This is a genomic window from Streptomyces sp. SLBN-31 (assembly GCF_006715395.1).
In the GTDB taxonomy this organism is placed as follows: domain Bacteria; phylum Actinomycetota; class Actinomycetes; order Streptomycetales; family Streptomycetaceae; genus Streptomyces.
Genome location: NZ_VFNC01000001.1, coordinates 1,020,599 through 1,047,379, shown reverse-complemented (window position 1 = coordinate 1,047,379; position 26,781 = coordinate 1,020,599). Strand labels below are relative to the sequence as shown.

Sequence of the window (26,781 nt, the reverse complement as noted above, 5' to 3'; positions counted from 1 at the left end):
CGAGACCTCAGAACCCCCCGCCGAAGTCCCCGCCTCCCCCGAAGTCGCCTCCGCCTCCGCCTCCGTCGCCGAAGCCGCCGCCGAAGTCGCCGGGGTCGAAGTCCGCGCCGGAGACGTCGCCGCCGTCGTAGCCGCCGGTGCCGAAGTCGCCGTAGCCGGAGCCGTAGTCGGCCGCGTAGGACGGGGTGGCCATCATGCTGCCGAGGAGGGTGCCGACGAGGAGGCCGGGGAGCAGTCCGCCGCCGAAGTAGCCGCCCGCCCAGGGGCCGTAGGCCGGGCCGGCATCCCAGTACGGGCGGCGGCCGTAGTCCGTGTCGACCTCGCGGACGACGGGGTCGCGGCCGTCGGCGAGGCGGGTGGCGTCGGCGGCGCAGACGGGCACCTCGCGCGCGGCGCCGCCGGGCGGCGTCCAGGTGGCGTCCGCGACGGACGGGCCGTGGCGCGGGTCGAAGAAGCAGGGCGGCCGGCGCTCGGGCAGCGGGCGGCCCTCGCGGCGGGCGGCGAGCTGGGCGAGGCTGAAGCGGCCGTCCTCCAGCGCCTGGGTGACGGACCGGACGTCCTCGGGTTTCGTCGCGGCTGCCATGTACGACTTCGCCTGCTCGTAGGAGTCCAGCGCGCGTTCGTAGTCGGCGCGCATGGCGTCGTCCGCGCCGGCCTCCGCCGGGTGGAAGTCGAGCCGGTCCAGCTCCTCGCCGAAGGCCGTGATGTCCTCGTCGACGACGACCCTCAGCCGCTCCAGCGCGGCCCGCTGCTCCTCGGCCCGGCGGCGCCTGTTTCGGCGTACGAGCGCGTAGGCGCCACCGCCCCCGGCGACCAGGACCACGCCGACGGTGATCAGCGCGGTGGACGACAGTCCGCCTCCGCCGCCGGAGGAGCCCCAGCTGCTCGGAGCCGAACCGCCCATGTTGGCCAGGGCACGGTCGGCGAAGTCGTTCAGCTGGGCCGCCGCGTCCTCGCTCTGCACGCTGCCGACCAGGTTCTGAACGGCGCTGCGCGGCAGGACCGAGGAGTCGGCGCGGGCGTCGAAGCGGTCGCCGAGGCGGATGCCGTAGAGGCCGGTGATGCCGGTGGCGGTGCGCAGGTTCGTGAAGAGGTTCCGGGTCGGGTAGTCGGCGGGCAGGACGGTGATGAACAGGGGCTTGTCCGCGTCTCTGATCTTCTTGGCCAGGGCGTCGGCGTCACCGGCGGACAGCTGGGCGGAGGCCGCCGGGTCGACGTAGACCGGACTCCTGCGCAGGGCGTCGGCGATCGTCGAGATGCCGGTCGTGGCCTGTGCCCGAGGGGCTGTCACGGTCAGCAGGACGATCACCAGGGCCAGCAGCAGCCCGGGGAGGCTTCGGGTCCGTACGACGGCCTTCATGGTTCGAAGCTACCCGAAGCCTCCCAAATCAGGTTATCGGCGCGGGTCAGTCCACCGCCTTCCAGGCCGCCGCCAGGCGCTGGACGGCCGCCCCATAGCGCCCGGTGAGCGAGAGGTGGTCGGCGTCGGCGAAGGGTTTCGCGAGCGCCTGCGTGATGTTCTGGCCCGCCTTCTGCTGGACGATCAGCCGGGCCTTGGCCACCAGTGCCCGGCCGGCCTTGTCCGCGCCGGCCCGCTCGGCGAGGGCCGCTGCCGCCGCGAGGGCCCTGAGGGTGCCCGCGCCGCCCTGCGGCACCTTGGTCAGGGTGGTCAGGCCCCAGCCGTAGGGAAACTGCGGATCGTAGGAGGCGTCACCGACGTTGATCGGCAGCTGGGCCTCCGACTTCGGCCAGGTGACGGGCAGTTGGCCGGTGAAGGGCCGCTTGCCGTAGAGCACGTCGGCGACGCCGTCGCCCTCGGTGCCGGGCAGCCAGGACGCCACCAGGGCGTCGATGGCGCCGAGCCGGTCGCCGATCAGCTGGGGGCGCCCGGAGACGATCAGCACCGCGCACCTCATGGCGGCGCACACCTTGTCGACGGCGGCCTTGTCGGCGGCGGAGAGCTGGAGGTCGTGGCCGTTGCCGACGTCTCCGACACCCTCGGCATAGGGCGTCTCACCGACGACGACCACGCCGACGTCGTAGCCGGAGGTGGGCGCGGAGGCGTCCTTGGAGTAGGTGACGTCCCCGTCCTTGCGCATCGCGTCGAGGATGGTGGTGCCCTTGGTGTGGGTGCCGGACGCGCCCTGCCAGGTGATGGTCCAGCCGCCGGTCTGGTTGCCTAGGTCGTCGGCGTTGGACCCGGCGACGTAGACCTTCTGGTTCTTCCTCAGCGGCAGCACGCCGTGCGCGTTCTTCAGCAGCACCTGCGACTCGGCGGCCGCCTGCCGGGCCACGGCCCGGTGTGCGGCGGAGCCGATCCGGGAGGCGTTGGCGGTGTCGGCGTAGGGGTGCTCGAAGAGTCCGAGCCGGAACTTCTGGGTGAGGATGCGCGACACGGCGTCGTCGATCCGCTTCCCGCTCACCCGGCCGGCCTTCACCTCGTCGACGAGGGTGGCGGTGAAGTCCTTGTAGGAGTACGGCACCATCATCATGTCGACGCCCGCGTTCACCGCGGTGCGGACGTGCGCCGGGTAGTCGCCGGGGAGCTGGTCGATGGCGTTCCAGTCGCTGATGACGAACCCGTCGAAGCCCATACGGCCCTTGAGCACGCCGTTGATCATGTCGGCGCGGGCGTGCATCTTCACCGGGCCCTGTCCGTCGCCGAGGACGTCCAGCGAGGAGTAGGACGGCATGACCGTGCCGACACCGCGGTCGACGGCCGTCCGGTACGGCGCCAGGTGGACGGCCTCCAGCTGCTGCCGGGTGACCTTGGTGACGCCCTGGTCGATGGTGTACGTGCCGGTGGTCGAGGAGCCGTACTCGGTGCCGCCGTCGCCGACGAAGTGCTTCGCCGTGGCGAGAACCTTGTCGTCGCGGCTCAGGTCCCTGCCGTCCGCGCGCCCCTGGAGGCCCTGGATGATCGTCTCCATGGACTCCACGAGGGCGGGGTCCTCGCCGAAGGACTCGTAGGCGCGGCCCCAGCGTTCGTCGCGGGAGACGCACAGGCAGGGGGCGAAGTCCCAGGGGACGCCGGTGGCACGGACCTCACTGGCCGTCACCTCGCCGGTCCGCTGGGTGAGTTGGGGATCTCGGGTGGCGCCGATGCCGATGTTGTGCGGCATGATCGTGGCGCCGGCCAGGTTGTTGTGGCCGTGCACGGCGTCGACGCCGTAGACCAGGGGGATCTGCAGGCGGGTGGCCTGCGTCCGGAGCTGGAAGGCGTCGATCATCTTCGCCCAGGCCGCGGGGGTGTTGGGCGTGGGGGTCGATCCGCCGCCGGAGAGCAGTGAGCCGAGGTCGTAGCCGGTGACGTCGGCGCCCTCACCCACCGCGCCGCGCTCGGCCTGGGTCATCTGCCCGGCCTTCTCCGCCAAGGACATGCGGGAGAGGAGGTCGGCGACGCGCTTCTTCACGGGCAACTTGGCGTCGAGATACGGCAGTCCGTGCGCGTCGATGACGATCTGCGGGTTCTCCGCCGGGGCCTTGGCGCCGGTGACCGTGAGCTTGAGCGGGATCGTCTCGGCGGTCCCGGCGGACTTGTCGCGCAGGGTGGCCACCTTGACGGTCCGCGTCGCGCCGGAGGCGGTGCCCGCGGGGAAGGTGAGGGTGCCGGAGACCGGGGTGTAGTCCTTGCCGGGCTCGGCGGTGCCCGTCGCGGCCGTCTCGTAGGTGACGGTGACGGGCTCGTCCAGCGGGGCGGAGCCCGTGGTGGCGACGGTGAACCGGACGGTGGCCGTGCCGCCTTCGCGCACCGGGTGGACGGCGGAGTCGGCGGTGACCGAGGCGCGCAGCGACTGGTCGGCCTTGCCGTACAGCTCCACGTCGTCCATGGCGAACCGGCCCTGGACGCCGACCGGGAGGGTGAGGGCGTAGCCCCACATCGAGGTCAGCCCGAGGACGTGGTCGATGCCGCCGACGGGCTGGTAGTCCGTGCGGTACTGGAAGTCGGTGAACGGGATCTCGATCTGCTTCCAGCCGGTGAAGTCGTCGGTGAAGGACGTCGTCCACAGTTCGGAGGCCTCACCGTTCGCGCCGCCGTCCTTGATCTCGAAGGCGATCTTCTTGCCGTTGCCCTGGCCGTCCCACCAGAAGCGGATGCCCTTGTGCGCGGACCAGTCGTGGCCCGGCTCGGTGGCGGCGAAGTCGTGCGTGAAGCCGCCGTAGCCGCTGATGTCGTAGGTGCCGGTGAGGACCTTGGCGCCCTCGGGGGCGTCGGGTCTGCCGGTCAGCTGCAGAGCGGGCGGATCGTCGCTGTCGCCGCCCCAGGTGAAGATGCCCTCGGCCGGCTGGGAGGCGAAGGGGACCTCGCCCTCGAAGCGGTCGACGGGGACGGGTGCGGGGTCGTCGGCCGCCTGGGACACGGTCGGCGAGAGCAGTGCGGCGAGCACTGCCGCGGAGACGAGCAGGGCGGTTCTTGGCATGGACCTTCCCTCGACTCTCTGGTTCACTCTGGCTCGAGCTGTTCACTCATGACTTAGATCACGCCGTGAGTTAACTAAGGCCCCGCAGACCCGTCAAGACGTCTCGTCAGGAAGGGATGCACCCCCATGAGAAAAACCCCCCACACACTCCGGCTGCTGCTGGCCGGAGTGCTCTCGGCGGCCGGCTTCACCGCGGCCGTTCCCCCCGCACACGCGGCCGGTGAACAGGTCACCGCCTGGCTCACCACCACCGACGACTCCGCCGGACGCCATGTCACGCGCGGGCTCCAGCCGCAGACGCCGTTCGCCTTCCAGTCCGGGACGGGTGGCGGCGGCGAGAACATCACCGTCGACGAGAACACCCGGTACCAGACCTTCACCGGCGGCGGCGCGTCCTTCACGGACACCGCGGCCTGGCTGATGAACTCCAGCGGCGCGCTGTCGCAGGCCACACGCGACGCCACCATGCGGAAGCTGTTCTCGCCGACGGACGGCATCGGCCTGTCGTTCCTGCGCAATCCGATGGGGGCCTCGGACCTCGCGCGCTACGGCTACACCTACGACGACGTGCCGGCCGGGCAGACCGACCCGAACCTGACGAGCTTCTCCATCGCGCACGACCTCGCCGACGTCGTCCCGCTGACCAAGCAGGCGCTCCAGCTGAACCCCTCTGTGACGGTCATGGCCTCGCCGTGGACGGCTCCGGCCTGGATGAAGGACAGCGGTTCGCTCAACGGCGGCTGGCTGAAGGCGGAGGACTACGGCGCCTACGCGAACTACTTCGTCAAGTACCTCCAGGCGTACAGGAGCCAGGGCGTGAACGTCTCCTACGTCACCCCGCAGAACGAGCCGACCTGCTGCTCCGGCTATCCCTCGATGAGCTGGAACGCCTCCGGCATCCAGTACTTCCTCAAGAGCGAGCTGCTGCCGAAGCTGCAGTCCGCCGGCCTGTCCACCAAGGTCCTGGCGCACGACTGGAACTGGGACGTCTACGACTCCTACGCGGCGGCGTCCGTCGACGACACGGCGATCCGCAACCACCCCAACTTCGGCGGCATCGCCTGGCACGGCTACGGCGGTGACGTCTCCAAGCAGACCTCGGTCCACAACCAGTACCCGAACCTGGACGCGTTCGGCACCGAGCACTCCGGCGGCACCTGGATCGCCAACCAGCAGCGCGAGGACATGAACAACATCATCGACTACACCCGCAACTGGGCGAAGTCGGTGACCAAGTGGTCCCTCGCTGTGGACCAGAACATGGGCCCGCACAACGGCGGCTGCGGCACCTGCACCGGCCTGATCACCGTGCACAACGGCGACGGCGCGAGCGGGACCGTGGACTACACCGTCGAGTACTACACGATGGGCCAGCTGACGAAGTTCGTCCGGCCCGGCGCCCAGCGCATCGCCTCCACCGCGTCCACGAACGTGCCGAACGTGGCCTGGCGCAACCCCGACGGCTCCAAGGCGCTGATCGCCTACAACGACGCCTTCAGCGCCAGGACGGTGACCATCAACTGGGGCTCGCAGCACGCCACTTACTCGCTGCCCGGCAAGACCTCGGCCACCTTCACCTGGAACGGCACCCAGTCCGGCGGAGGCAGCGCGAGCGGCGCGTTCGTGGGCCTGGCCGGCAAGTGCCTGGACGTGGCGGGCGGTTCGAGCGCGAACGGCACGGCCGTCCAGCTCTACGACTGCAACGGCTCCACCGCCCAGCAGTGGACCGTGCAGGGCGACGGGTCGATCCGCGCCCTGGGCAAGTGCCTCGACGTCACCTCCGCCTCGACCGCGGACGGCGCCAAGGTGCAGTTGTACGACTGCAACGGCACCGGCGCCCAGCAGTGGTCGTACAACTCCTCCACGGGGGACGTCGTGAACACCGCGGCGAACAAGTGCCTGGACGTGACCGACAACTCATCGGCGAACGGCACCCGTACGCAGATCTGGAGCTGCACGGGCGCCGCCAACCAGAAGTGGAGACTTCAGTAGGGACCCGGCCCGCGTCCACGTCCCCGGCATAGTCTTGAGGCCCATCGGACCGCCGCGAGGAGAGCCGTGAGCAGCGCAGTCGACGCCGACCGCGTCAGGCGGGAGATCCTCGACGAGGGCGCGGACGGGCGGCCGTACCTGCTGAGCGACGCCCGCGTCACCGGGGAGCTACGGCTCGACGGGGCCGGGATACGGCGGGCCGTGCGGTTCGAGGGGTGCCGGTTCGACGGGCCGGTGACGCTGGAGGGGGCGAGCACGCTCGCCTTCGAGCTGGTGGACTGCGTACTGCCGGGGCTGCGGGCCTCGACCGCCCATGTCGGCGGCCGGCTCGACCTGCGCCGGTCGACCGTCGGCGAGACCGACGGCCTCGGCAGTGCCGTCGACCTGGTGCACGCGGACATCGCCGGCGGAGCGCGACTCGACGGTGCGCACCTGATCGCACCGGGGCGGACGGCGCTCGAAGGCGGCGGTCTGGTGACGCGGGGCGGGGTGTTCTGCGAGGACGGTTTCGTCGCCGAGGGCGAAGTGAGTTTTCCCGGGGCCGAGTTGGCGGGCGGGGTGTGGATGCGCGGGGCGCGGATCACGGTCGGGGATCCGGAGCGGTTCGCGTTCCACGGCGACGCCCTTAAGGCGTCCACTGTACGGCTGTCGCACGGGTTCCGGGCCGACGGCAGGGTGCGGTTGCGCGGGGTGCGGGCGGAGGACCTGGTGTCGTTCAACGACGCCGAACTCCTCGGCTCCGGCTCGTCGTTGATGTGCGTGGGCATGCAGGTGGGGGCGCTCGACCTGCGGTTCGCGCGCAGACCGGCGGGGAGCGTGAACCTGCGTACCGCGCACGCGGCCCGCCTCCAGGACGACCCGGCGACCTGGCCGCTGTCGCTGGGGCTGGACGGGCTGACGTACGACTGGCTCGGCGAGACCGCCGCCACCCGGCGCGAGGACGTCACCAACCGCCTCGCCTGGCTGCGCCGCCAGCCGGTCTACGCGCCCCAGCCCTATGAGCAGCTCGCCTCGCACTACCGCCGGTCCGGGCACGAGGACGAGGCGCGGCGCGTGCTGCTCGTACGGGAGCGGTGCCGGCGGGCGACGCTGGGACCGGCGGGGCGGCTGTGGGGCTGGCTGCTGGACGGCGTGGTCGGGTACGGCTACCGGCCGTGGCTCGCGGGGCTGTGGCTGGCGCTGCTCACCCTGATCGGCTCGCTTGTCTTCAACGCGCACCGGCCCGTACGGAACAAGCCCGGCGAGGGAGGGCCGTTCAACCCGGTCGTGTACGCCCTCGATCTGCTGGTGCCGGTCGGCGGACTGGGGATGCGCGGCGACTGGCACTGGAACCAGGCGGGCGTGCAGGCGCTCGCGTACGGGCTGGTGGGCATCGGCTGGATCCTGACGACTGCGGTGGTGGCGGGTGTGACGCGCACGCTCAGCCGCGGCTGACGTCCGGCGCCGCGCCCGCCACCGGGACAGTCACTCGGCGGGTTCGACCCCGGCCCGCAGCAGACCGTAGGTGTACGCGTCCTCCAGCGCCTGCCAGGATGCCGCGATGACGTTCTCGGCCACGCCCACCGTGGACCACTCGCCGCTTCCGTCGGACGTGGCGATCAGCACGCGCGTGGTGGACTGGGTGCCGTGGACACCCTCCAGGATGCGGACCTTGTAGTCGACGAGGTCGAGCTTGGCCAGCTGCGGGTAGATCTTCTCCAGGGCCACGCGCAGGGCGCGGTCGAGGGCGTTGACCGGGCCGTTGCCCTCCGCGGTGGCGACGATGCGCTCGCCCTTGGCGTAGAGCTTGACCGTGGCCTCGTTGGCGTGGGTGCCGTCGGGGCGGTCCTCGACGATGGCGCGCCAGGACTCGACCTCGAAGTACTTCAGCGGCCTGCCCTCGACCTCGCCGCGCAGCAGCAGTTCGAAGGAGGCGTCGGCGGCCTCGTACGTGTAGCCCTTGAGCTCGCGCTCCTTGACCCGCTCCACGACCCGGCCGACCAGCTCGCGGTCACCGCCGAGGTCGACGCCGAGCTCCTTGCCCTTGAGCTCGACGGAGGCGCGGCCGGCCATGTCGGATACCAGCATCCGCATGGTGTTGCCGACCAGTTCGGGGTCGATGTGCTGGTACAGGTCCGGGTCGACCTTGATGGCCGAGGCGTGCAGGCCGGCCTTGTGGGCGAACGCGGAGACGCCGACGTAGGGCTGGTGGGTGGAGGGGGTGAGGTTGACGACCTCGGCGATGGCGTGCGAGATGCGGGTCATCTCGCGCAGCTTGCCCTCGGGCAGGACCTTCTTGCCGTACTTCAGCTCCAGGGCGGCCACGACCGGGAAGAGGTTGGCGTTGCCGACGCGTTCGCCGTAGCCGTTCGCGGTGCACTGCACGTGGGTGGCGCCCGCGTCCACGGCGGCGAGGGTGTTGGCGACCGCGCAGCCGGTGTCGTCCTGGGCGTGGATGCCGAGCCGGGCGCCGGTGTCGGCCAGCACGGTGGAGACCACGGCCTGGACCTGAGCCGGCAGCATGCCGCCGTTGGTGTCGCACAGGATCACGACGGAGGCGCCGGCCTCGGAGGCCGCCCGTACCACCGACTTGGCGTACTCGGGGTTGGCGCGGTAGCCGTCGAAGAAGTGCTCGCAGTCGACGAAGACACGGCGGCCCTCGGAGACCAGGTGGGAGACGGTGTCGCGGACCATCTCCAGGTTCTCCTCCAGCGTCGTCCTCAGCGCCAGCTCGACATGGCGGTCATGGGACTTGGCGACCAGAGTGATCACCTCGGCGCCCGACTCCAGGAGCGCCCTGACCTGCGGGTCCTCGCTCGCCTTGGCTCCGGCCCGGCGGGTGGCGCCGAAGGCGACGAGCCGGGCGTGACGGAAGTCGATCTCCTGCCGGGCGCGGGCGAAGAACTCGGTGTCCCGCGGGTTGGCGCCGGGCCAGCCGCCCTCGATGAAGCCCACGCCGAACTCGTCCAGGTGCCGTGCGATCGCGAGCTTGTCGGCGACGGTGAGGTTGATGCCCTCACGCTGCGCGCCGTCGCGCAGGGTCGTGTCGAAGACGTGGAACGAATCGTCGAGCTCGCTGGTTTCGGTCATGGTGTCAAGGCTCCTGTGTTGGATCTCGGTCGTACCGGAATGACCGGCTCCACCGTCCTCCAATGATCCCTCGCGCTGGGCCTCCGGCTGCAGGTGGGCCAGAAATGCGAAAAACCTCTCGCGGGTGCGAGAGGTCTGCGCGCGGGTCGAGGACGACGGTGTCCGCCCGTACCTGGTCGTACGTGGCGGTCACTGCGGACCGGCGCGCCTGCTGCCAATAATCGTGGCGAACGAGAGCACGGGGGAAGTCTGGCACAGACCGCCCCCGCGCTCACCGGTCGTCTCAGTATGCGAACTCCGCGTGGTCAACGCGGGCGGCTCACGAAGACGTCGGCGACCCCGTCGGTGTCGTCCGGGACGAGGTTCGTGGCCGTGGAGGGGAAGGCGGCGCGGCGACCGTGGGCGTCGAGGGACGCGGCGGTGGAGGCGCCGTCGGCCTGGGCGCCGTCGGCCTGGGCGCCGTCGGCTCCGAGGCTGACGCGGGTGACCGCGCCGGTGGCCAGGTCCTTGACGAAGACGTCGGCGACGCCGTCGGTGTCGCCGGGGACGAGGTTGTCGGCGGTCGAGGTGAACGCCACCTGGCGCCCGTCGGCGCTCAGGCTCGCGCCGACGCTCGGCCCGTCGGCCTGGGTGCCGTCGGCCGCCGTGCTGGCGCGGACGGTGGTCCGCGCCGCCCGGTCGTACACGAAGACGTCGGGGGCCTTGTTGGTGTCGTCGGGGACGAGGGAGTACAGGCTGGACTCGAAGGCGATCCTGCCGCCGTCGCCGATGAGGGGGGAGGCGTCGGCGTAGGACTTGTAGTCGTACTTCGTCGGCCGGCTGATCAGGTCCGTGGTCCGAGTGCGCCGGTCGCGCAGGTAGACCGGCCTGGTCTTGGACACGACGATATCCGGGACGAGCGGGGCCGGGGTGTCGAAGGAGACGTAGCGGCCGTCCGCGCTGAGGGAGGGGAAGAAGGCGTCGGCGGAGCCGAGGGCCCCGGAGGTCGCGTACTGGACGAGTTCGTCCCTGCCCGTCCTGCGGTCGTGGACGACGACGTCGTTGCGTCCGTTGTCGTCGCCGGGGACGACGTCCGGGGCGGAGGTGACGTAGGCGACGACGCGGCCGTCGCGCTGATGGTCGGCATCGCGTTGGCGCCCCAGCCGGCGGGGTGGCCGAAGCTGACCCGTTCGGTGCGGTGGGTGCGGCGGTCCAGGACGTAGATGTCGTCGGCGTCGTTGTCGTCCCCCCGGGCGAGCGCCGCCGAGGTCGCGAAGACCGGCCGTCGCCGCTGAGCGCCGGACGACTCGCCGGGCCCTCTGCGACCCGCTCCGTGCGGCCGGTGCGCAGATCGCACCTCGGGTCAATCCGCCCCATTACGTACAACCCGGGCGGCTAATCAGTCGTCCGCGAGTCCCGGCGATGGTAGCGAGTCGTCCAGGAACTCCCTTACATGGCCGAGAACTTGGTCCCGGTCGGTGCCCCGCAGGCCGATCGCCACATGGATGGAGAAGCCGTCCAGCAGCGCCCGCAGCCGGGAGGCGAAGCGGTCGGGGTCGACCCGGCGGAACTCGCCCCGCGAGACGCCTTCCGCGACCAGCGCCACGAGGTCGCGGTGCCAGGCGCCCTCGATGGCGGCCTGGCGGTCGCGGGCGTCCTCGTCGGCGCCCCGCGACCGGTTCCAGACCTCCAGCCAGAGGGTCCAGTGCGGGTCGCGGTGGCCGTCGGGGACGTACAGGTCGACATAGGCGTCGAGCCGCTCGCGGACCGTGCCCCGGCGGGCCAGCAGCCGGCTGCGCTCGGCGCCCAGCCGGCCCTCGCTCCACTCCAGGGTCCGCAGCAGCAGTTCGTCCTTGGAGTGGAAGTAGTAGAGCAGGTGTCCGCTGCTCATCCCGACCTCGCGGCCGAGCGCCGCCATGGTCAGCTGCTCCAGACCGCCCTCGGCGATCATGGCCATGGCGGCGGCGAGGACGTCCTCCCGGGGCGGGGCCTGTCTGCGCCCACCGGCCATGAGTTGCTCCTAGATCCTCGGCTGCTGCTGGGTGATGCAATGGATGCCACCGCCACCGGAGAAGATCGTACGGGCGTCGACGAGCGTCACCGTCCGACGGGGGAACAGCCGGCGGAAGATCCCGGCGGCGATCTCGTCGCGCGGGTCGTCGAAGCCGCACAGGACGACGCCGCCGTTGCAGAGGTAGTGGTTGATGTAGGAGTAGTCGGCCCAGTGGCCGTCGGCCTCCAGGACGGTCGGGGCCGGCACCTCGACCACCTCCAGCCGGCGGCCCCGGGCGTCGGTCTGGGACCGCAGCAGACCGATGACCTCCTCGGTCACCTCGTGGTCGGGGTGGGCGGGGTCCGGCTGGGAGTGCGCGACCACGACCCCGGGGCCGGCGAAGGCGGCGACGATGTCGACGTGGCCGAGGGTGCCGAAGCCGTGCGGTGGGTAGTCGCCGGTGAGTCCGCGCGGCAGCCAGATCGCCTTGCGGGTGCCGAGCATCCCGTGGATCTCCGCCTCGACCTGCTCCCGGGTCCAGCCGGGGTTGCGCTCCGGACCGAGCTGGACCGTCTCCGTCAGCAGCACCGTCCCCTCGCCGTCGACATGGATCGCGCCGCCCTCGTTGACGAGCTTCGAGGCGTAACTCCGCGCGCCCGCGAGGTCCGACACATGCGCGGCGATCTTCGCGTCGTGCTCCCAGCGGGCCCAGTGCTGGGCGCCCCAGCCGTTGAACGTCCAGTCCACGGCGGCCAGTTCACGCCCGTCGGTCATGAAGGTCGGGCCGATGTCGCGCATCCAGGCGTCGTCGAGGTCGCGCTCGACGGTGTCGACGCCCGGGCCGAGCAGGGCGCGGGCGTCCGCCGACTGCCCCGGGCCGCACACCACCGTCACCGGCTCGAAGCGGCGGACGGCACGGGCGACGGACGCCCAGGCGATCCGGGCGGCGGCGAGGTCGTCCGGGTCGTCGAAGGTGGGGTTGGGGCCGGGCCAGGCCATCCAGGTGCGCTCGTGCGGGGCCCATTCGGCGGGCATGCGGAAACCGTCGGCGGCAGCGGACATGGTGGGTCCTTGTCAGAGGAAGTAGAGGCGGTTGAGGGAGACGGAGTCGGCGGGTTCCGACCCGATCGGCTCGCCGTCGAGGGTGACCAGGCCGGTGCGCCGGTCGACGTCCACGGCGCCGGTACGGGAGTTGAGCCGGAGGTCGGCGGGCCCGATGCCGCGGGTGCCGCGCACGGCCACCCGCCGGCGCCGGGTCGGCATGCGGTCGTCGCCCTGTTCCAGGGCCGCCCGTGCGACGAACGCGACGGAGATGTCCGCCGGGGTCGCGCCGTACGCCCCGAACTGCGGTCCCAGGACGAGGGGTTCGCAGGTGTCGGTGGCCGCGTTCGGGTCGCCGACCACGCCGTACGCCGGGAATCCGGCCTTCAGCACCAGCTGCGGCTTGGCCCCGAAGTACTCCGGCCGCCACAGCACGATGTCGGCGAGCTTGCCGACCTCGATCGAGCCGACCTCGTGCGAAAGACCGTGCGCGATGGCCGGGTTGATCGTCAGCTTGGCGATGTAGCGCAGGACGCGCTCGTTGTCGTGCTCGTCCGGGGCGCCGAACTGGGCCTTCATCTTCCCGGCCATGGCGAGGGTACGGCGCACGGTCTCGCCGGCCCGCCCCATGCCCTGCGCGTCGGACGAGGTGATGCCGATCGCGCCCAGGTCGTGCAGGACGTCCTCGGCGCCCATGGTCCCGGCGCGGATGCGGTCGCGGGCCATGGCGGCGTCGCCGGGCAGGTCGGTCTTCAGGTCGTGGACGGAGACGATCATGCCGTAGTGCTCGGCGACCGCGTCCCGGCCGAAGGGCAGGGTGGGGTTGGTGGAGGAGCCGATGACGTTCGGCACTCCGGCCATCTTCAGGACGTTGGGGACGTGTCCGCCGCCGCAGCCCTCGATGTGGAAGGCGTGGATGGTGCGCCCCTCAAGTACCCGCAGGGTGTCCTCGACCGAGAGGCACTCGTTCAGCCCGTCGCTGTGCAGGGCGACCTGGACGTCGTGCTCCTCGGCGACCCGCAGCGCCGTGTCCAGCGCCCGCGTGTGGGCGCCCATGTCCTCGTGCACCTTGAACCCCGAGGCACCACCTTCCGCCAGCGCCTCGACCAGCGGCGCCTCGTGCGAGGACGAACCCCGGCCCAGGAAGCCGATGTTGACCGGCCAGGCGTCGAAGGCGCTGAACGCGTGCCCCAGCGCCCACGGCGAGTTGACGCCGACGCCCCACACCGGCCCGAACTCCTGGCCGATGATCGTGGTCACTCCGGAGGCCAGCGAGGCCTCCATGATCCGCGGTGACAGCAGATGGACGTGCGTGTCCACGGCACCGGCGGTGGCGATCAGCCCCTCGCCGGACACGATGGACGTCCCGGTCCCCACGACGACGTCGACCCCGTCGAGCGTGTCCGGGTTCCCGGCCCGGCCGATGGCGCAGATCCGGCCCTCGCGGATACCGATCGACACCTTGCGGATCCCCTGCACGGCGTCGATGACGACGACGTTGGACACGACCACGTCGCAGGTCTCGCGCACGGCGGCGGCCTTCAGGTGCAGTCCGTCGCGGGCGGTCTTCCCGAACCCGGCCAGGAACTCCTCCCCCGGGCGCTGCGAGTCGGACTCGACGCGGACGACGAGCCCCGAGTCGCCGAGGCGGATGCGGTCCCCGGCGCGGGGTCCGTGGGTGGCGGCGTACTCGTGGGGGGTGAGGCGGCGGGCCTCGGCGGGGTGTCCTCCGGGGCGGCTCATCGCGCGGCCCCCTCGGCACCGACGCCCAGGTAGCCGCAGGCCGCGGCGCGGCGCAGCGCCTCCTCGCGGGCGCCGGGGGCGTCCAGCGGCCCGTCGACGAGCCCGGCGAAGCCGATGGCGATCCGGGCGCCCCCGATCGGCACGAGGCCGACCTCGAGCGACTCCCCCGGCCCGAACCGCACCGACGACCCGGCGGGCACGGCGAGCCGCATCCCGTAGGCCTTCTCCCGTACGAAGTCCAGGCGCGGGTTGGCCTCGAAGAAATGGAAATGGGAGGTGACGGAGACGGGCACGGTCGCGGTGTTGGTGACCGTCAGCCGCAGCCGCGCCGGGGGCTCGCTGTGCTCGGGCCCGGGCAGCAGGGCGCCCGGCGCATCCTCCCCCAGCGCGCCGCCACCGATCGGGTCGCTGACGACCGCCAGCCGGGAGCCGTCGTCGAAGACCGCCTCCACGTGCACCTCGGTGACGACGTCCGCGACGCCGGGCAGCACGTCGGCCGGCCCGAGGACCGACCGGGCGCGCTCGACGGCCTCGGCGAGACGGGCGCCGTCCCGGGCGGCCTCGCAGACGGTGTCCGCGATGAGCGCGGTCGCCTCCGGCACGTTGAGCCTGAGGCCGCGGGCGCGCCTGGCGCGGGCCAGCTCGGCGGCCCCGAACAGCAGCAGGCGGTCGCGTTCCGTGGGGGTGAGTCTCATCTCGCATCCCTCCTTTAGAGCGACACTCTAAACAATGAATCCCCGAGATGAAACGCTTGACGCGGCGTCTGGGTCCGGTTCACATTGAGCGGCACTCAAACCGAGGGAGACCCACCATGCCGATCGCGATGGAACAGCGCGGAGTCGACACCGTCCCCGAAGAGGAACGCACCAGCGGGCCGCGTGACCTCGTCTCGATCCTGCTCGGCTCCAACCTCTGCCTGGGGGTGATCATCTTCGGCTGGCTGCCGCCGTCCTTCGGCCTGGACTGGTGGGCCTCGCTGAGCTCGATCGTCGTGGGCACCCTGGCCGGCACGGCCCTGACCGCGCCGCTCGCCCTGATCTCCCTGCGCACCGCCACCAACCTGTCCACCTCCTCCGGCACCCAGTTCGGCGTGCGGGGGCGCCTGGTCGGCTCGGTGGTGGGCCTGCTCCTCGCCCTCGGCTACACCGCGCTGACCGTGTGGATCGGCGGCGACGTGATGGTGGGCGTCCTGCGGCGGATGTTCGGGCTGCCGGTGGACTCGGTGGCGTACGCCCTCGTCTACGCGCTGCTCGCCGGGGCCACCGTCGCGGGCGCGGTGTACGGCTACCGGGTGCTGCTCGCGATGTCCCGGGTCCTCGCGATCGGAATGACCGCTCTGCTGGCGCTCGGTGTCGTCGCCTACGCCCCGCACTTCACCACCGCCGCGCTCCCGCAGACCGGCGGCTATCTGCTGGGCGGTTTCTGGCCGACGTGGTTCCTGGCGACGGTGGCGGCAGGTCTGTCCGGTCCGATCGCCTTCATCACGCTGCTCGGCGACTACACCCGCTACATCTCACCGGCCCGCCACTCCTCCCGCCGGGTGCTGCATGCGACCTGGCTCGGGCTGATCCTCGGCCTGCTGGTCCCCCAGCTCTTCGGCACCTTCACCGCGTACGCGGCACGGGCGGCGACGGACTACGCGGGCCCGCTGGTGGCGGCGTCCCCCGCCTGGTACCTGCCCCCGCTGCTGCTCGCGGCCTCGGCGGGCTCGGTGGGCAACGCGGGTCTGATGCTGTACTCCATGGGCCTCGACCTGGACGCGATCCTGCCGCGCGCGTCCCGGGCCCGCGCCACCTGCACGGTCGCCGTCGTCGCGACGGCCTGTGTCTTCGTGGGCCACTTCTACTCGTCCGCCCAGGACGCCATGACGTCCTTCGTCCTGCTGCTGACCGCGATCGGCACCCCGTGGGCGGTCATCACCCTGATCGGCTTCGCGCGCTGCCACGGGGTGTACGACGCGGACGCGCTCCAGGTCTTCAACCGCCGTTCGCGGGGCGGGATCTACTGGTACCGCTCCGGCTGGAACATCCCCGCGACGGTCTCCTGGGCGGTGGGCGCCGCGGTCGGCCTGCTGGCGGTGTCCCTCCCGTCGTACGAGGGGCCACTGCTGTCACTGACGGGCGGGGTGGACTGCAGCTTCGTCCTGTCGGGCCTGGTGGGCGGCGCGGTGTACCTGCTGTTGCAACCGAGGGCTCGCTCTGAGCAGACGTCAGATGTTCCAGCCCGTCCGGCGTTTGAGGACGAGGCCGTATAGGCCGAAGCGGGGGCCTGGGGACGGCAGCCCCCAGCGGCCACCTGAACCACCTCGCACAGGGCCGGCGGTGCCCGACGCGCACCGCCGGCCGGTGGGTTCGCGGACTAGCCGAGGCGGTGCATCCAGCCGTGCTTGTCCTCGGACGTGCCGCGCTGGATGTTCAGCAGGGCCTCGCGCAGCTTCATGGTGACCTCGCCGGGCTCGCCGCCCGCCTGCTGCCACTCGGCGCTCTCGCGCTTGACCGTGCCGACGGGGGTGATGACGGCCGCCGTGCCGCAGGCGAAGACCTCGGTCAGGGTGCCGTTCTCGGCGTCGGCCTGCCACTGGTCGATGGAGACGCGGCCCTCCTCGGACTCGTAGCCGAGGTCGCGGGCGACGGCGAGGAGGCTGTCGCGGGTGACGCCCTCCAGGATGGAGCCGGTCAGGGTGGGCGTGACGATCTTGTTGCCGTACACGAAGTACAGGTTCATGCCGCCGAGTTCCTCGACCCACTTGTGCTCGACCGCGTCGAGGTAGCAGACCTGGTCGCAGCCCTTGGCGGCGGCCTCGGCCTGGGCGAGCAGGGAGGCGGCGTAGTTGCCGCCGGTCTTGGCGTCGCCGGTGCCGCCGGGGACGGCGCGGACGCGGTTCTCTGAGAGCCAGATGGTGACCGGCTTGACGCCGCCGGGGAAGTAGGCGCCGGCCGGGGAGGCGATGACCAGGAAGAGGTACTCGTTGGCGGGCTTGACGCCCAGGCCGACCTCGGTCGCGATCATGAACGGGCGGAGGTAGAGCGACTCCTCGCCGCCGTGCGCGGGCACCCACGCCTTGTCCTGCTGGACCAGGGCGTCACAGGCCTCGATGAACGTCTCGACCGGCAGCTCGGGCATGCCGAGCCGGTGCGCGGAGCGCTGGAAGCGCTCGGCGTTCTTCTCGGGGCGGAAGGTGGCGACGGAGCCGTCGGGCTGACGGTAGGCCTTCAGGCCCTCGAAGATCTCCTGCGCGTAGTGCAGGACCATGGTGGCGGGGTCGAGGGAGAGCGGGGCGTACGGGACGAGCTGGCCGTCGTGCCAGCCGCGGCCCTCGGTCCACTTGATCGTCACCATGTGGTCGGTGAAGTGGCGGCCGAACCCGGGGTTCGCCAGGATCGCCGCGCGCTCGGCGTCGGAGAGCGGGCTGGCGGAGGGCTTGAGCTCGATCGTGGGCGTCGTCATGAGTGGTTGTCCTTCACCGGTTGTGTAGTGACGGGCCGCGCCACGCCCCTCACTGCCAGTGGCCAGTGCTAGGACGTCCGAGCATTCCCTCAATCCGCGGCTCCGCGGTCGATTATCGCAAGCGGGGAGCCGGGGAAGAAAACGGCGTGAATGCGACCCAGGGGATGATGGTGGCACCCGGCGGGGGACATGCGAAAGCCGCCGGGTGCGAGTGACCCGGCGGCTTCGAATCTTTTCGAGTGATCCGCCCGGTCAGCCGGCTACTCGTACGGCCAGCGCGTCGCCGATCTCCGACGTGCTGCGAGCGGGCTTGCCGGTGCGCTCGGCCAGGTCGGCGGAGACCGCCTCGTCGATGCGGGCGGCCTCGGCCTCGTAGCCGAGGTGGCGCAGGAGCAGGGCGACGGACAGGACCGTGGCGGTGGGGTCGGCCTTGCCCTGGCCGGCGATGTCGGGCGCGGAACCGTGGACCGGCTCGAACATCGAGGGGAACTCGCCGGAGGGGTTGATGTTGCCGCTCGCGGCGACGCCGATGCCGCCGGAGACGGCCGCGGCGAGGTCGGTGATGATGTCGCCGAAGAGGTTGTCGGTGACGATCACGTCGAAGCGCTCGGGCTGGGTGACCAGGTAGATGGTCGCCGCGTCCACGTGCATGTACTCGGTGGTGACGTCGGGGAACTCCGCGGCCACCTTGTTGAAGACGTTCGTCCACAGGTGACCCGCGAAGGTCAGCACGTTGTTCTTGTGGATCAGCGCGAGCTTCTTGCGCGGGCGGGCCTGGGCGCGGGCGAAGGCGTCACGGACCACGCGCTCCACACCGAAGGCGGTGTTGACGGAGACCTCGGTGGCGACCTCGTGCTCGGTGCCCTTGCGGATGGTGCCGCCGTTGCCGGTGTACGGGCCCTCGGTGCCCTCGCGGACGACGACGAAGTCGATGCTCGGCTCACCGGCGAGGGGGGTCGCCACACCCGGGAGCAGCTTGCTCGGCCGCAGGTTGACGTGGTGGTCGAAGGCGAAGCGGAGCTTGAGCAGGAAGCCGCGCTCCAGGACGCCGGACGGCACGGACGGGTCACCGATCGCGCCGAGCAGGATGGCGTCGTGCCCCTTGAGGGAGTCGAGGTCGGCGTCGGTGAGGGTCTCACCGGTGGCGTGGTAGCGCTTGGCGCCGAAGTCGTACTCCTTGGTCTCCAGCTTCACATCCTGCGGGAGGACGGCGGAGAGGACCTTGAGGCCTTCGGCCACGACTTCCTGCCCGATGCCGTCACCGGGGATCACTGCGAGATCGATGCTGCGAGACATGTCGGCACCCTACTCCTCGTCCCATGGGATGACATGGCTTGTCCGCGATACGGACATCGGAGGACGCCCACGTCAACGCGTCATCCCTCGTTCACCTCTGTGTCTGCGCCTACTCGACGTCCACGCACGCCTCCGACGGCGGGGTGCGCGCCGAGTGGCTGCCGCTGTTCGCCCGGCACCAGGTGGATCTGGTGATCAACGGGCACAACCACGTCTACGAGCGGACGGACGCCGTCCGGGGCGGCGCGGTGGGACGCGCGGTCCCCATCGGCGCCTCGACGGACCCCACGCGCGACGGGACGGTCTACGTCACCGCGGGCGGCGGGGGCCGGGACCTGTACGGCTTCCCGTCCGGGGTGCGGGAGAGCTACGAGCCGCTCGTGACGCGCCACGAGCCCGTCGGCACCTTCCGTGGACCGGATCACGGTCGGCCGCCAAGGAGACGGTGGAGTGGTCGAGGGTGCGCTACCGCGGCTTCTCGCTGCTGTCGGTGGAGGCGGTGAACGGCCTCCGGCCGGTCCTGAGGGTGTCGGCGCTGGCGCAGAACGGCGAGCGCATCGACCACTTCGAGGTGCGGCGCGGAGTGTGAGTCCGCGCCGCACCCCGTACGGGCGGCTCCCGGCTGGTGGATGATGCCCGGCTCAGTGGCCGGTCGAACCGCCGTTGTCCCTGCGGTCAAGGGCGCGCTGGAGGGCGGCTGCGGCGGCCTTGCGGTCGGACTCGCTCGTACGGGAGGTGTGACGGACTCGGCGGCGGGCGGTCGTCTCGGCCATGGGAAATCGACTCCTTCGACATCGGGGAGTGCCATAAAGGGGGTTACGAGACGCCGGAAGGGGCGGGGAGCGGTGCCGCAGGGGTGACCTGCTCGGGGCCCGGCTCCGGACCGCCATTCGCTTGTCGAGCGAGACGTTCGGCTCCTACAAAGCTAAGGGAGCCGACCGTGTCTGTCTCCACAATTACTCGGACTTCCTACTATCTGAGACGGTGGATTGGGTCACACGGCTCTGAGCTGCGCTTTCGAGGCGGCGGACGCCGGGGAAGTCTGGGACGATGTACGGGTCGGAGCCCGGGGGCCACGATGGACGGACCGTGCGGGTCGGCCGCAGGTCCGTACTCGGTCCGTACTCGGGAGGGAGACCCGATGGCCACGGAACAACCCCGCACAACTGTGATCACGCAGCACCGCTTCGGCGGACCGGAGGTCCTGACCGTCGAGGACCGCCCCCGCCCCGCGCCGGCCCCGGACGAGGTGCTGGTGCGGGTACGGGCCGCGGGGATCGCTCCCGTCGACCTGCTGGTGCGCTCCGGCACCGCCCCGCTCCTCGGGGAGCCCCCGTTCGTCCTCGGCCGGGACGTCTCCGGCACCGTGGAGGCCGTCGGCGGGTCCGTCACCCGTTTCCGCCCCGGCGACGAGGTCTTCGGCATGATCGACGGCGGCGGATACGCCGGCCACGTCACCGCTGCCGCCGACCGTTTCGCCGCGAAGCCCGCCGGCGTCGACCACGTCCACGCGGCCGCCGCGCCGACGGCGGCCCTGACCGCCTGGCAGGCCCTGATCGACATCGCCCGGATCGGTCCCGGCAGCCGGGTGCTGATCCACGCGGCGGCCGGCGGCACCGGTCACACCGCAGTCCAGCTCGCCAAGGCGGAGGGCGCGTACGTCGTCGCGACGGAACGCGCCGACTGCCACGGCTTCCTGTACGACCTGGGCGCCGACGAACTCGTCGACCACACGAGCGTGGACTTCTCCGACACCGTCCACGACATCGACGCGGCCCTCGACCTGGTCGGCGGCGACTTCGGGCCGCGCACCCTGAACACCCTCCGCCCGAACGGCCTGCTGCTCTCGGCGGTCCCGGGCGACCTCGGCCTGTCCCCGGAGGACGTGGAGGCCCGCGGGATGCGCTTCGCGATCGTCCAGGCGGAGCCCTCGGGGGAACGCCTCGCCAAGGTCGCGGCCCTCCTCGCGAGCGGCCGCGTCCGCGTCCACGTCGAGGCGGCCGTGCCGTTCGCCGAGGCGGCCAAGGCACACGAACTGGGCGAGGCCCAGCACGCCAAGGGCGGCCTCGTACTCGTCCTGCCGGACTGACTCCCGGCCGGCAGGAGCATCCGATCCGACACAGGGAACGGTGAGGTCATGAACGACAAGGTCAAGGCACTTCTCGAAGGCGGTCCGCGGGACCTGCCCGCGCGCATCGTCGCGGTCACCACACCCGGCGCCGACCTGAAGATCGAACTCCGCAACGGCTACGAGCACTTCCGCCCCACTCCGCGGCAGGCCGACACCGCGGAGGGCACCCTGCCGGTGTACGAGTGGTGGGAGCGGACGGAGATGCCCGGCTGAGCACGCGGACGGGCCGGGTCGCCGCGACCCGGCCCGTCCGTGTGTCCGCGGGTGTCAGCCCATGTGCGGGTAGGTGTAGTCGGTCGGCGGGACCAGGGTCTCCTTGATGGCGCGGGTCAGCGTCCAGCGCAGCAGGTTCTGCGGGGCGCCGGCCTTGTCGTTGGTGCCGGAGGCGCGGCCGCCGCCGAAGGGCTGCTGACCGACGACGGCGCCGGTCGACTTGTCGTTGATGTAGAAGTTGCCTGCCGCGTAGCGCAGCTTCTCCATCGTGTACGCCGCCGCCGCGCGGTCGTTGGAGATGACCGAGCCGGTGAGCGCGTAGTCGGAGACGGACTCCATCTGCGTCAGCATCTCGTCGTACTTGTCGTCCTCGTAGACGTACACGGCGAGGAACGGGCCGAAGTACTCGGTGCGGAAGACCTCGTTCTCCGGGTCGGTGCACTCGACGACGGTGGGGCGGACGAAGTAGCCGACCGAGTCGTCGTAGGTGCCGCCCGCGACGATCGTGCAGGTCGGGTCGGACTTGGCGCGGTCGATGGCGGCCTTGTTCTTGGCGAAGGAGCGGTCGTCGATGACGGCGCCGATGAAGTTGGCCAGGTCGGTGACGTCACCCATGGTCAGGTAGTCGACCTCGGCCGCGAACTCCTCCTTGAAGCCGGAGTTCCAGATGGACGCCGGGATGTAGGCGCGGGAGGTGGCCGAGCACTTCTGGCCCTGGTACTCGAAGGCGCCGCGGGTGAGGGCGGTCTTCAGCACCGCGCGGTCGGCGCTCGGGTGGGCGACCAGGAAGTCCTTGCCGCCGGTCTCGCCGACCAGCCGCGGGTAGGAGCGGTACTTCTCGATGTTGTTGCCGACCGTCTTCCACAGGTACTGGAAGGTCTTGGTGGAGCCGGTGAAGTGGATGCCGGCGAGATCGCGGTGCTCCAGGGCGACCTCGGAGACCGCGATGCCGTCGCCGGTGACGAGGTTGATGACGCCCTTGGGCAGACCCGCCTCCTCCAGCAGCTCCATCAGCAGCACGGCGGCGTGGGTCTGGGTCGGGGAGGGCTTCCACACCACGACGTTGCCCATGAGGGCGGGGGCGGTGGGCAGGTTGGCCGCGATCGCCGAGAAGTTGAAGGGCGTGATCGCGTAGACGAAGCCCTCCAGCGGCCGGTGGTCGAGGCGGTTCCACACGCCCGGGGAGTTGGCCGGGGGCTGCTCGGCCAGGATCTGGCGGGCGTAGTGGACGTTGAAGCGCCAGAAGTCGACGAGCTCGCAGGGGCTGTCGATCTCCGCCTGCTGGGCGGTCTTCGACTGGCCGAGCATGGTGGACGCGGCGATGGTCTCGCGCCACGGGCCGGCGAGCAGTTCGGCGGCGCGCAGGATGATCGCGGCGCGGTCGTCGAAGGTCATCGCACGCCAGGCCGGGGCGGCGGCCAGGGCCGCGTCGATGGCGTCGCGCGCGTCCTGGTGGGTGGCGTGGCGCAGGGTGCCGAGGACGGCCTTGTGGTTGTGCGGCTGGACGACCTGGAACGGCTCGCCGCCGCCCATCCGCTTCTCGCCGCCGATGGTCATCGGCAGGTCCATCGGGTTCTCGGCGAGCTCCTTGAGCTTGGCCTCCAGCCGGGCACGCTCGGGCGAACCGGGGGCGTAGCCGTGCACCGGCTCGTTGACGGGGGCGGGGACCTGGGTCACAGCGTCCATGGGTTCCGTAACTCCTTGTACGTGAGCGGGTGTCGCGGGGAGGGGGGCGGGAGGGGGCTGCCTCAGCCCTTGGTGATCATGCTGCGCAGGAAGAACCGCAGGTTGGCGGGCTTCTCGGCGAGTCGGCGCATGAAGTAGCCGTACCAGTCGGTGCCGTACGCGGTGTACACGCGCATGCGGTGGCCCTCGGCGGCGAGCCGGAGGTGCTCGTCGCCGCGGATGCCGTAGAGCATCTGGAACTCGTACTCGTCGGGCTTGCGGCCGGCCCGGCGGGCCAGTTCCTGCCCGATGGAGATCAGACGCGGGTCGTGGGAGCCGATCATCGGATACCCCTCGCCCTCCATGAGAATCCGCAGGATCCGCACGTACGCCTTGTCGATCTCGTGCTTCTGCTGGTAAGCGACCTCGGCGGGCTCCTTGTAGGCGCCCTTGACCAGCCGCACCCGGCTGCCGGCCGCGGCGAGGCGGCGGGCGTCGGCCTCGGTGCGGAAGAGGTAGGCCTGGATGACGCAGCCGGTCTGCGGGAAGTCCTTCCGCAGCTCCTCGTGGATGGCGAACATCGAGTCGAGGGTGGTGTGGTCCTCGGCGTCGAGGGTGACGGTCGTGCCGATGGCGGCGGCCGCCTCGACGACCGGACGGACGTTGGCGAGGGCGAGTTCGTGGCCGCCCGGCAGCGCCTGGCCGAACATCGACAGCTTCACCGACATCTCGGCGCGGTCGCCCAGCTCCAGCTCGCCCAGCCGCTCGACGAGCTCCAGGTAGGCGTCGCGGGCGGCGGCGGCCTGCTCCGGCCGGGTGATGTCCTCGCCCACGACGTCCATGGTCAGCTCCAGGCCCCTGCCCGTGAGCTCGCGGACGATCGGCACGATCTGGTCGACCGTCTCGCCCGGGATGAAGCGCTCGACGACCTGCTTGGTCACCGGGGCCGCCGAGATCAGGCGTCGCATCCGGTCGCTGCGCGACGCGGCAAGAATCACGGGACCCAGCACGGGGCACCTCCACAAACCAGCAGATAGAACCACCGTGAAACCTAAGGATCCCTCCGATCGTCAGCCATCGACAGCTGTCACGCATCCGTGCCGCAGATCTCAGACAGATGTATGAAGAGGCTGCGGTCGTGCGGGAGAATGCCGGTGTGACGGCCGACAACACAGGTGACTACCAGGAACTGGTCGACGAGATCTCGGAGCTCCTCGGCGCCCCCGCGACGCTGGAGAACCGCGACTTCGAGCTGATCGCCTTCGGGGCGTACGACAGCGAGGACGAGCTGGACGCGTCGGCGCTGGACCCCGTGCGCACCCGCTCGATCCTCACCCGGCGCTCCACCGCGGCCGTCCGCACCTGGTTCGAGGGCTTCGGCATCACCCGGGCGACGGGCCCGGTCCGTATCCCGCCGACGCCCGAGGCGGGCGTGTACCGGGGGCGGATCTGTCTGCCCGTACGCCACCGTGGCATCGTCCTCGGCTATGTCTGGCTGCTGGACTCCGACCCCGGCCCGACCGACCGGCAGCTGACGGCCGCCATGGAGGTCACGGTCCGCATCGGCGCCCTGCTCGCCGACGAGGCCCAGCACGGCGCGGACCTGACCCGGGAGTTGCGCGCGGTGCTGACCGCCGAGCGGGACTGGCGGCGGGAGATGGCGGTGGCCGAGCTGCGCACCGCTCTCGGCTCCCGCGCCGACGGCCCCCACACGATGGTCTGCGTGGCCCCCTGGCCCTCCGCCGACCCGGACGACGCGCCCTCGGTGCGTACGGTGCCGGGCGCGACGGCGCTGTGCACACTGCCGTGGGCGGCCGCCGACCAGTGCCTGGCCCTGCTGGTGCGGCTGCGTTCGGCGGACGTGCCGACGCCGGCGACGTCGGCGGCGGGGCGGCTGCTGGAGCGGGCGGGGCGGCTGGGCCCGGCCCGGGCGGCCGCGGGGATCGCCACCGCGCGCGCCGGCCTGGCGGAACTGGGCACGTCCTGGCGGGAGGCGTCGGCCGCGGCGCGGGCGACCCTGGCCGAGCCCCGGCTCGGCCCGGTCGCCGAGTGGGCGCACATCGGCCCGTTCCGGCTGCTGACCGCACTGCCCCCGGAGACGGCGCACGATCCCGCCGTACAGGCCCTGCTCTCCCCAGCCCACCGCGAACTGGCCCGCACCGCCGAGGTGTACCTCGACCGCGCCGGCCAGGCGGGCCGCACGGCGGCGGAACTGGGCATCCACCGCCAGACCCTCTACTACCGTCTCTCCCGCGTCGAGAAGCTCACCGGCCTCGACCTGGACGACGGCGAGGACCGGCTGCTGCTGCACATGGCGCTCAAAGGGGCGCGGCTGTAGCCCCTCTCCCTCACGTCTCGCGGAGAAGGTCCGCCACGGCCGCCACGCCCTCGGTGATCGCGCTCTGCGTCACATGGCCGAAGCCCAGGACGAGTTGCGGCGGAACCGCGGCGCCGGAGGTCCGGCAGGCGCTCATGCCGTACAGACCGACCCCCCGGCCGCGGGCCTGCGCCACGACCCTCGACTCCTGTGCGCCCTCGGGCAGATGGGCCACCGCGTGGAACCCGGCCGCCAGGCCCGACAGCCGTACCGCGGGGGCGTGTCGGGCGAGGGCGGCGACGAGGGTGGTGCGGCGGACGGCGTACACCGTGCGCATGCGGCGCAGGTGGCGGTCGTAGCGGCCGGACTCGATCAGGCGGGCGAGGGCCAGCTGATCGAGGGTGGGTGAGCCGCGGTCGGCGACGCGCTTGTGCTCGACGACCGCCTCCAGGAGGGCGGACGGGCACAGCAGCCAGCCCAGACGGAGCGCGGGCGCGAGGGACTTGCTCACGGTGCCGATGGAGATCACCCGGTCCGCGGCCAACCCCTGGAGCGCGCCCACGGGTCCGCGGTCGTAGCGGAACTCGGCGTCGTAGTCGTCCTCGACGACGTAGGCGTCCCGGCGCGCCGCCCACTCGATCAGCGCATGGCGGCGGGAGGGTGCCAGCACCACGCCCGTCGGCCACTGGTGGGCCGGGGTGACGATCACCGCCCGAGCGCCGGTGGCGTCCAACTCCGTCACGTCGAGGCCCTCTTCGTCCACCGGGACCGGTACCGCCGTCAGCCCCGCCGCCTCCGCGGCCGCCGTCGCCGTGGCAGGACCGCCCGGATCCTCGTAGGCCACGACCCGCACTCCGGCACGGGCCAGGGCGCGCAGGGCGAGGCTCAGCCCTTGGGCGTAGCCGGAGCAGACGACGGTACCTGCGGGGTCGGCCGCGGCGCCCCGGACCCGGCCCAGATACCCGGCCACGACCTCGCGCAGCGCCCGACTTCCCTGTGGATCGCCGTAGTCGAGCTCGGCGGTCGGCATGCGCCGCGCCGCCTCCCTGGTCGCCCAGAGCCAGTCGGAGACGGGGAAGGAGGTCAGGTCCGGTACGCCGTGGCGGAAGTCGGCGATCATGCGGGGACCGGCGTCGGACGGCGACGGCACGGGTGCCTGCGGCACCTGCGCGCAGGCCGCCACGCGGGTGGCCGAGCCGACCCGGGTGACGAGGTAGCCCTCGGCCTGGAGCTGGGCGTAGCAGTCCTGGACGAGTCCCCGGGACACGCTCAGCATCCGCGCGAGTTCCCGCGAGGACGGCAGGCGCTCGCCCGCCCGCAGCCGCCCCGACCGGATGGCGTCCCGCAGCCGGCCCTCCAGCTGCGCGGACAGCCGCTGCCCGCTCTCCCGGTCGAGGTTCAAAAGCAGCTCGGGTGACAAACCGGCCCACTGCACTGGCATGGAATTGGAGCTTAGCGGAGGGCCGGTACGTCT

General features: G+C 71.7%; 20 protein-coding genes and 1 pseudogene. 7 read left to right on the top strand and 14 right to left on the bottom strand.

The annotated features are described in order from the left end of the window. Positions 1 to 7 precede the first annotated feature (7 nt). Both FBY22_RS04970 and FBY22_RS04965 read right to left on the bottom strand, forming a co-directional pair. Entirely contained in the window at positions 8 to 1,360 is a 1,353-nt protein-coding gene (locus FBY22_RS04970; RefSeq protein ID WP_142142675.1) for a hypothetical protein, read from the bottom strand. A gap of 46 nt (positions 1,361 to 1,406) precedes the next feature. Beyond that, on the bottom strand, positions 1,407 to 4,421 hold the full coding sequence (locus FBY22_RS04965) for a carbohydrate binding domain-containing protein (protein ID WP_142142674.1): 3,015 nt from the start codon (positions 4,419 to 4,421) through the stop codon (positions 1,407 to 1,409). A gap of 126 nt (positions 4,422 to 4,547) precedes the next feature. On the opposite strand from FBY22_RS04965, the gene FBY22_RS04960 reads away from it, so the two are divergent. Both FBY22_RS04960 and FBY22_RS04955 read left to right on the top strand, forming a co-directional pair. Beyond that, positions 4,548 to 6,413, top strand: a complete 1,866-nt coding sequence (locus FBY22_RS04960) for a ricin-type beta-trefoil lectin domain protein (protein ID WP_142142673.1) — start codon at positions 4,548 to 4,550, stop codon at positions 6,411 to 6,413. 66 nt (positions 6,414 to 6,479) lie between these two features. Beyond that, on the top strand, positions 6,480 to 7,847 hold the full coding sequence (locus tag FBY22_RS04955; RefSeq protein WP_142142672.1) for an oxidoreductase: 1,368 nt from the start codon (positions 6,480 to 6,482) through the stop codon (positions 7,845 to 7,847). A gap of 30 nt (positions 7,848 to 7,877) precedes the next feature. Here FBY22_RS04955 and cimA read toward each other — a convergent pair whose 3' ends face one another. From cimA to ureA, 6 genes are all read right to left on the bottom strand, one after another. Next, a complete protein-coding gene (gene cimA / locus FBY22_RS04950) occupies positions 7,878 to 9,482 on the bottom strand; it encodes a citramalate synthase (RefSeq protein WP_142142671.1) in 1,605 nt (534 codons plus the stop codon). A gap of 305 nt (positions 9,483 to 9,787) precedes the next feature. Beyond that, on the bottom strand, positions 9,788 to 10,828 hold the full coding sequence (locus FBY22_RS04945) for a PD40 domain-containing protein (protein WP_142142670.1): 1,041 nt from the start codon (positions 10,826 to 10,828) through the stop codon (positions 9,788 to 9,790). Positions 10,829 to 10,860: 32 nt separating this feature from the next. Further along, positions 10,861 to 11,472 (bottom strand): TetR/AcrR family transcriptional regulator, encoded by a 612-nt coding sequence (locus FBY22_RS04940; protein WP_142142669.1) that lies wholly within the window; start codon positions 11,470 to 11,472, stop codon positions 10,861 to 10,863. A gap of 9 nt (positions 11,473 to 11,481) precedes the next feature. Further along, positions 11,482 to 12,516 (bottom strand): agmatine/peptidylarginine deiminase, encoded by a 1,035-nt coding sequence (locus tag FBY22_RS04935; protein WP_142142668.1) that lies wholly within the window; start codon positions 12,514 to 12,516, stop codon positions 11,482 to 11,484. Between the two features lie 12 nt (positions 12,517 to 12,528). Continuing rightward, positions 12,529 to 14,238, bottom strand: coding sequence for an urease subunit alpha (locus FBY22_RS04930; RefSeq protein WP_142142667.1), 1,710 nt, complete (start codon positions 14,236 to 14,238; stop codon positions 12,529 to 12,531). Next, positions 14,235 to 14,933: an urease subunit gamma gene (gene ureA, locus FBY22_RS04925; RefSeq protein WP_142142666.1), complete on the bottom strand. Its 699-nt coding sequence runs from the start codon at positions 14,931 to 14,933 to the stop codon at positions 14,235 to 14,237. Before ureA ends, FBY22_RS04930 begins: the two co-directional genes overlap by 4 nt. A gap of 116 nt (positions 14,934 to 15,049) precedes the next feature. On the opposite strand from ureA, the gene FBY22_RS04920 reads away from it, so the two are divergent. Then, positions 15,050 to 16,492 carry a cytosine permease gene (locus tag FBY22_RS04920; protein WP_142142665.1) on the top strand — a complete coding sequence of 481 codons (1,443 nt, stop codon included), beginning with the start codon at positions 15,050 to 15,052 and terminating at the stop codon, positions 16,490 to 16,492. Between the two features lie 104 nt (positions 16,493 to 16,596). Here the strand turns inward: FBY22_RS04920 and FBY22_RS04915 are convergent, their stop codons facing one another. Both FBY22_RS04915 and FBY22_RS04910 read right to left on the bottom strand, forming a co-directional pair. Then, a complete protein-coding gene (locus FBY22_RS04915) occupies positions 16,597 to 17,685 on the bottom strand; it encodes a branched-chain amino acid aminotransferase (protein WP_142142664.1) in 1,089 nt (362 codons plus the stop codon). Positions 17,686 to 17,937: 252 nt separating this feature from the next. Then, a complete protein-coding gene (locus tag FBY22_RS04910) occupies positions 17,938 to 18,981 on the bottom strand; it encodes a 3-isopropylmalate dehydrogenase (RefSeq protein ID WP_142142663.1) in 1,044 nt (347 codons plus the stop codon). A 104-nt stretch (positions 18,982 to 19,085) separates the two neighbouring features. On the opposite strand from FBY22_RS04910, the pseudogene FBY22_RS04905 reads away from it, so the two are divergent. Further along, positions 19,086 to 19,570: pseudogene (locus FBY22_RS04905) on the top strand (phosphoesterase); the annotation flags it as partial. 52 nt (positions 19,571 to 19,622) lie between these two features. On the opposite strand, the gene FBY22_RS44685 reads toward FBY22_RS04905, so the two are convergent. Further along, entirely contained in the window at positions 19,623 to 19,754 is a 132-nt protein-coding gene (locus tag FBY22_RS44685; RefSeq protein ID WP_142142662.1) for a hypothetical protein, read from the bottom strand. Between the two features lie 368 nt (positions 19,755 to 20,122). Here FBY22_RS44685 and FBY22_RS04895 point away from each other — a divergent pair, with 368 nt between their 5' ends. Continuing rightward, the gene (locus tag FBY22_RS04895; protein WP_142142661.1) at positions 20,123 to 21,070 is read left to right on the top strand and encodes an NADP-dependent oxidoreductase; all 948 of its coding nucleotides are present in this window, start codon (positions 20,123 to 20,125) and stop codon (positions 21,068 to 21,070) included. A gap of 48 nt (positions 21,071 to 21,118) precedes the next feature. Further along, a complete protein-coding gene (locus FBY22_RS04890; RefSeq protein WP_142142660.1) occupies positions 21,119 to 21,325 on the top strand; it encodes a DUF5988 family protein in 207 nt (68 codons plus the stop codon). 54 nt (positions 21,326 to 21,379) lie between these two features. On the opposite strand, the gene pruA is transcribed toward FBY22_RS04890, so the two are convergent. Both pruA and FBY22_RS04880 read right to left on the bottom strand, forming a co-directional pair. Continuing rightward, positions 21,380 to 23,011, bottom strand: coding sequence for an L-glutamate gamma-semialdehyde dehydrogenase (pruA, locus tag FBY22_RS04885; protein ID WP_142142659.1), 1,632 nt, complete (start codon positions 23,009 to 23,011; stop codon positions 21,380 to 21,382). Between the two features lie 62 nt (positions 23,012 to 23,073). Continuing rightward, positions 23,074 to 24,000 carry a proline dehydrogenase family protein gene (locus FBY22_RS04880; protein WP_142142658.1) on the bottom strand — a complete coding sequence of 309 codons (927 nt, stop codon included), beginning with the start codon at positions 23,998 to 24,000 and terminating at the stop codon, positions 23,074 to 23,076. 107 nt (positions 24,001 to 24,107) lie between these two features. Between FBY22_RS04880 and FBY22_RS04875 the strand changes: the two genes are divergently transcribed. Beyond that, a complete protein-coding gene (locus tag FBY22_RS04875; protein WP_142142657.1) occupies positions 24,108 to 25,328 on the top strand; it encodes a CdaR family transcriptional regulator in 1,221 nt (406 codons plus the stop codon). 10 nt (positions 25,329 to 25,338) lie between these two features. Here FBY22_RS04875 and FBY22_RS04870 read toward each other — a convergent pair whose 3' ends face one another. Then, positions 25,339 to 26,748, bottom strand: a complete 1,410-nt coding sequence (locus tag FBY22_RS04870) for a PLP-dependent aminotransferase family protein (RefSeq protein WP_142142656.1) — start codon at positions 26,746 to 26,748, stop codon at positions 25,339 to 25,341. Positions 26,749 to 26,781 lie beyond the last annotated feature (33 nt).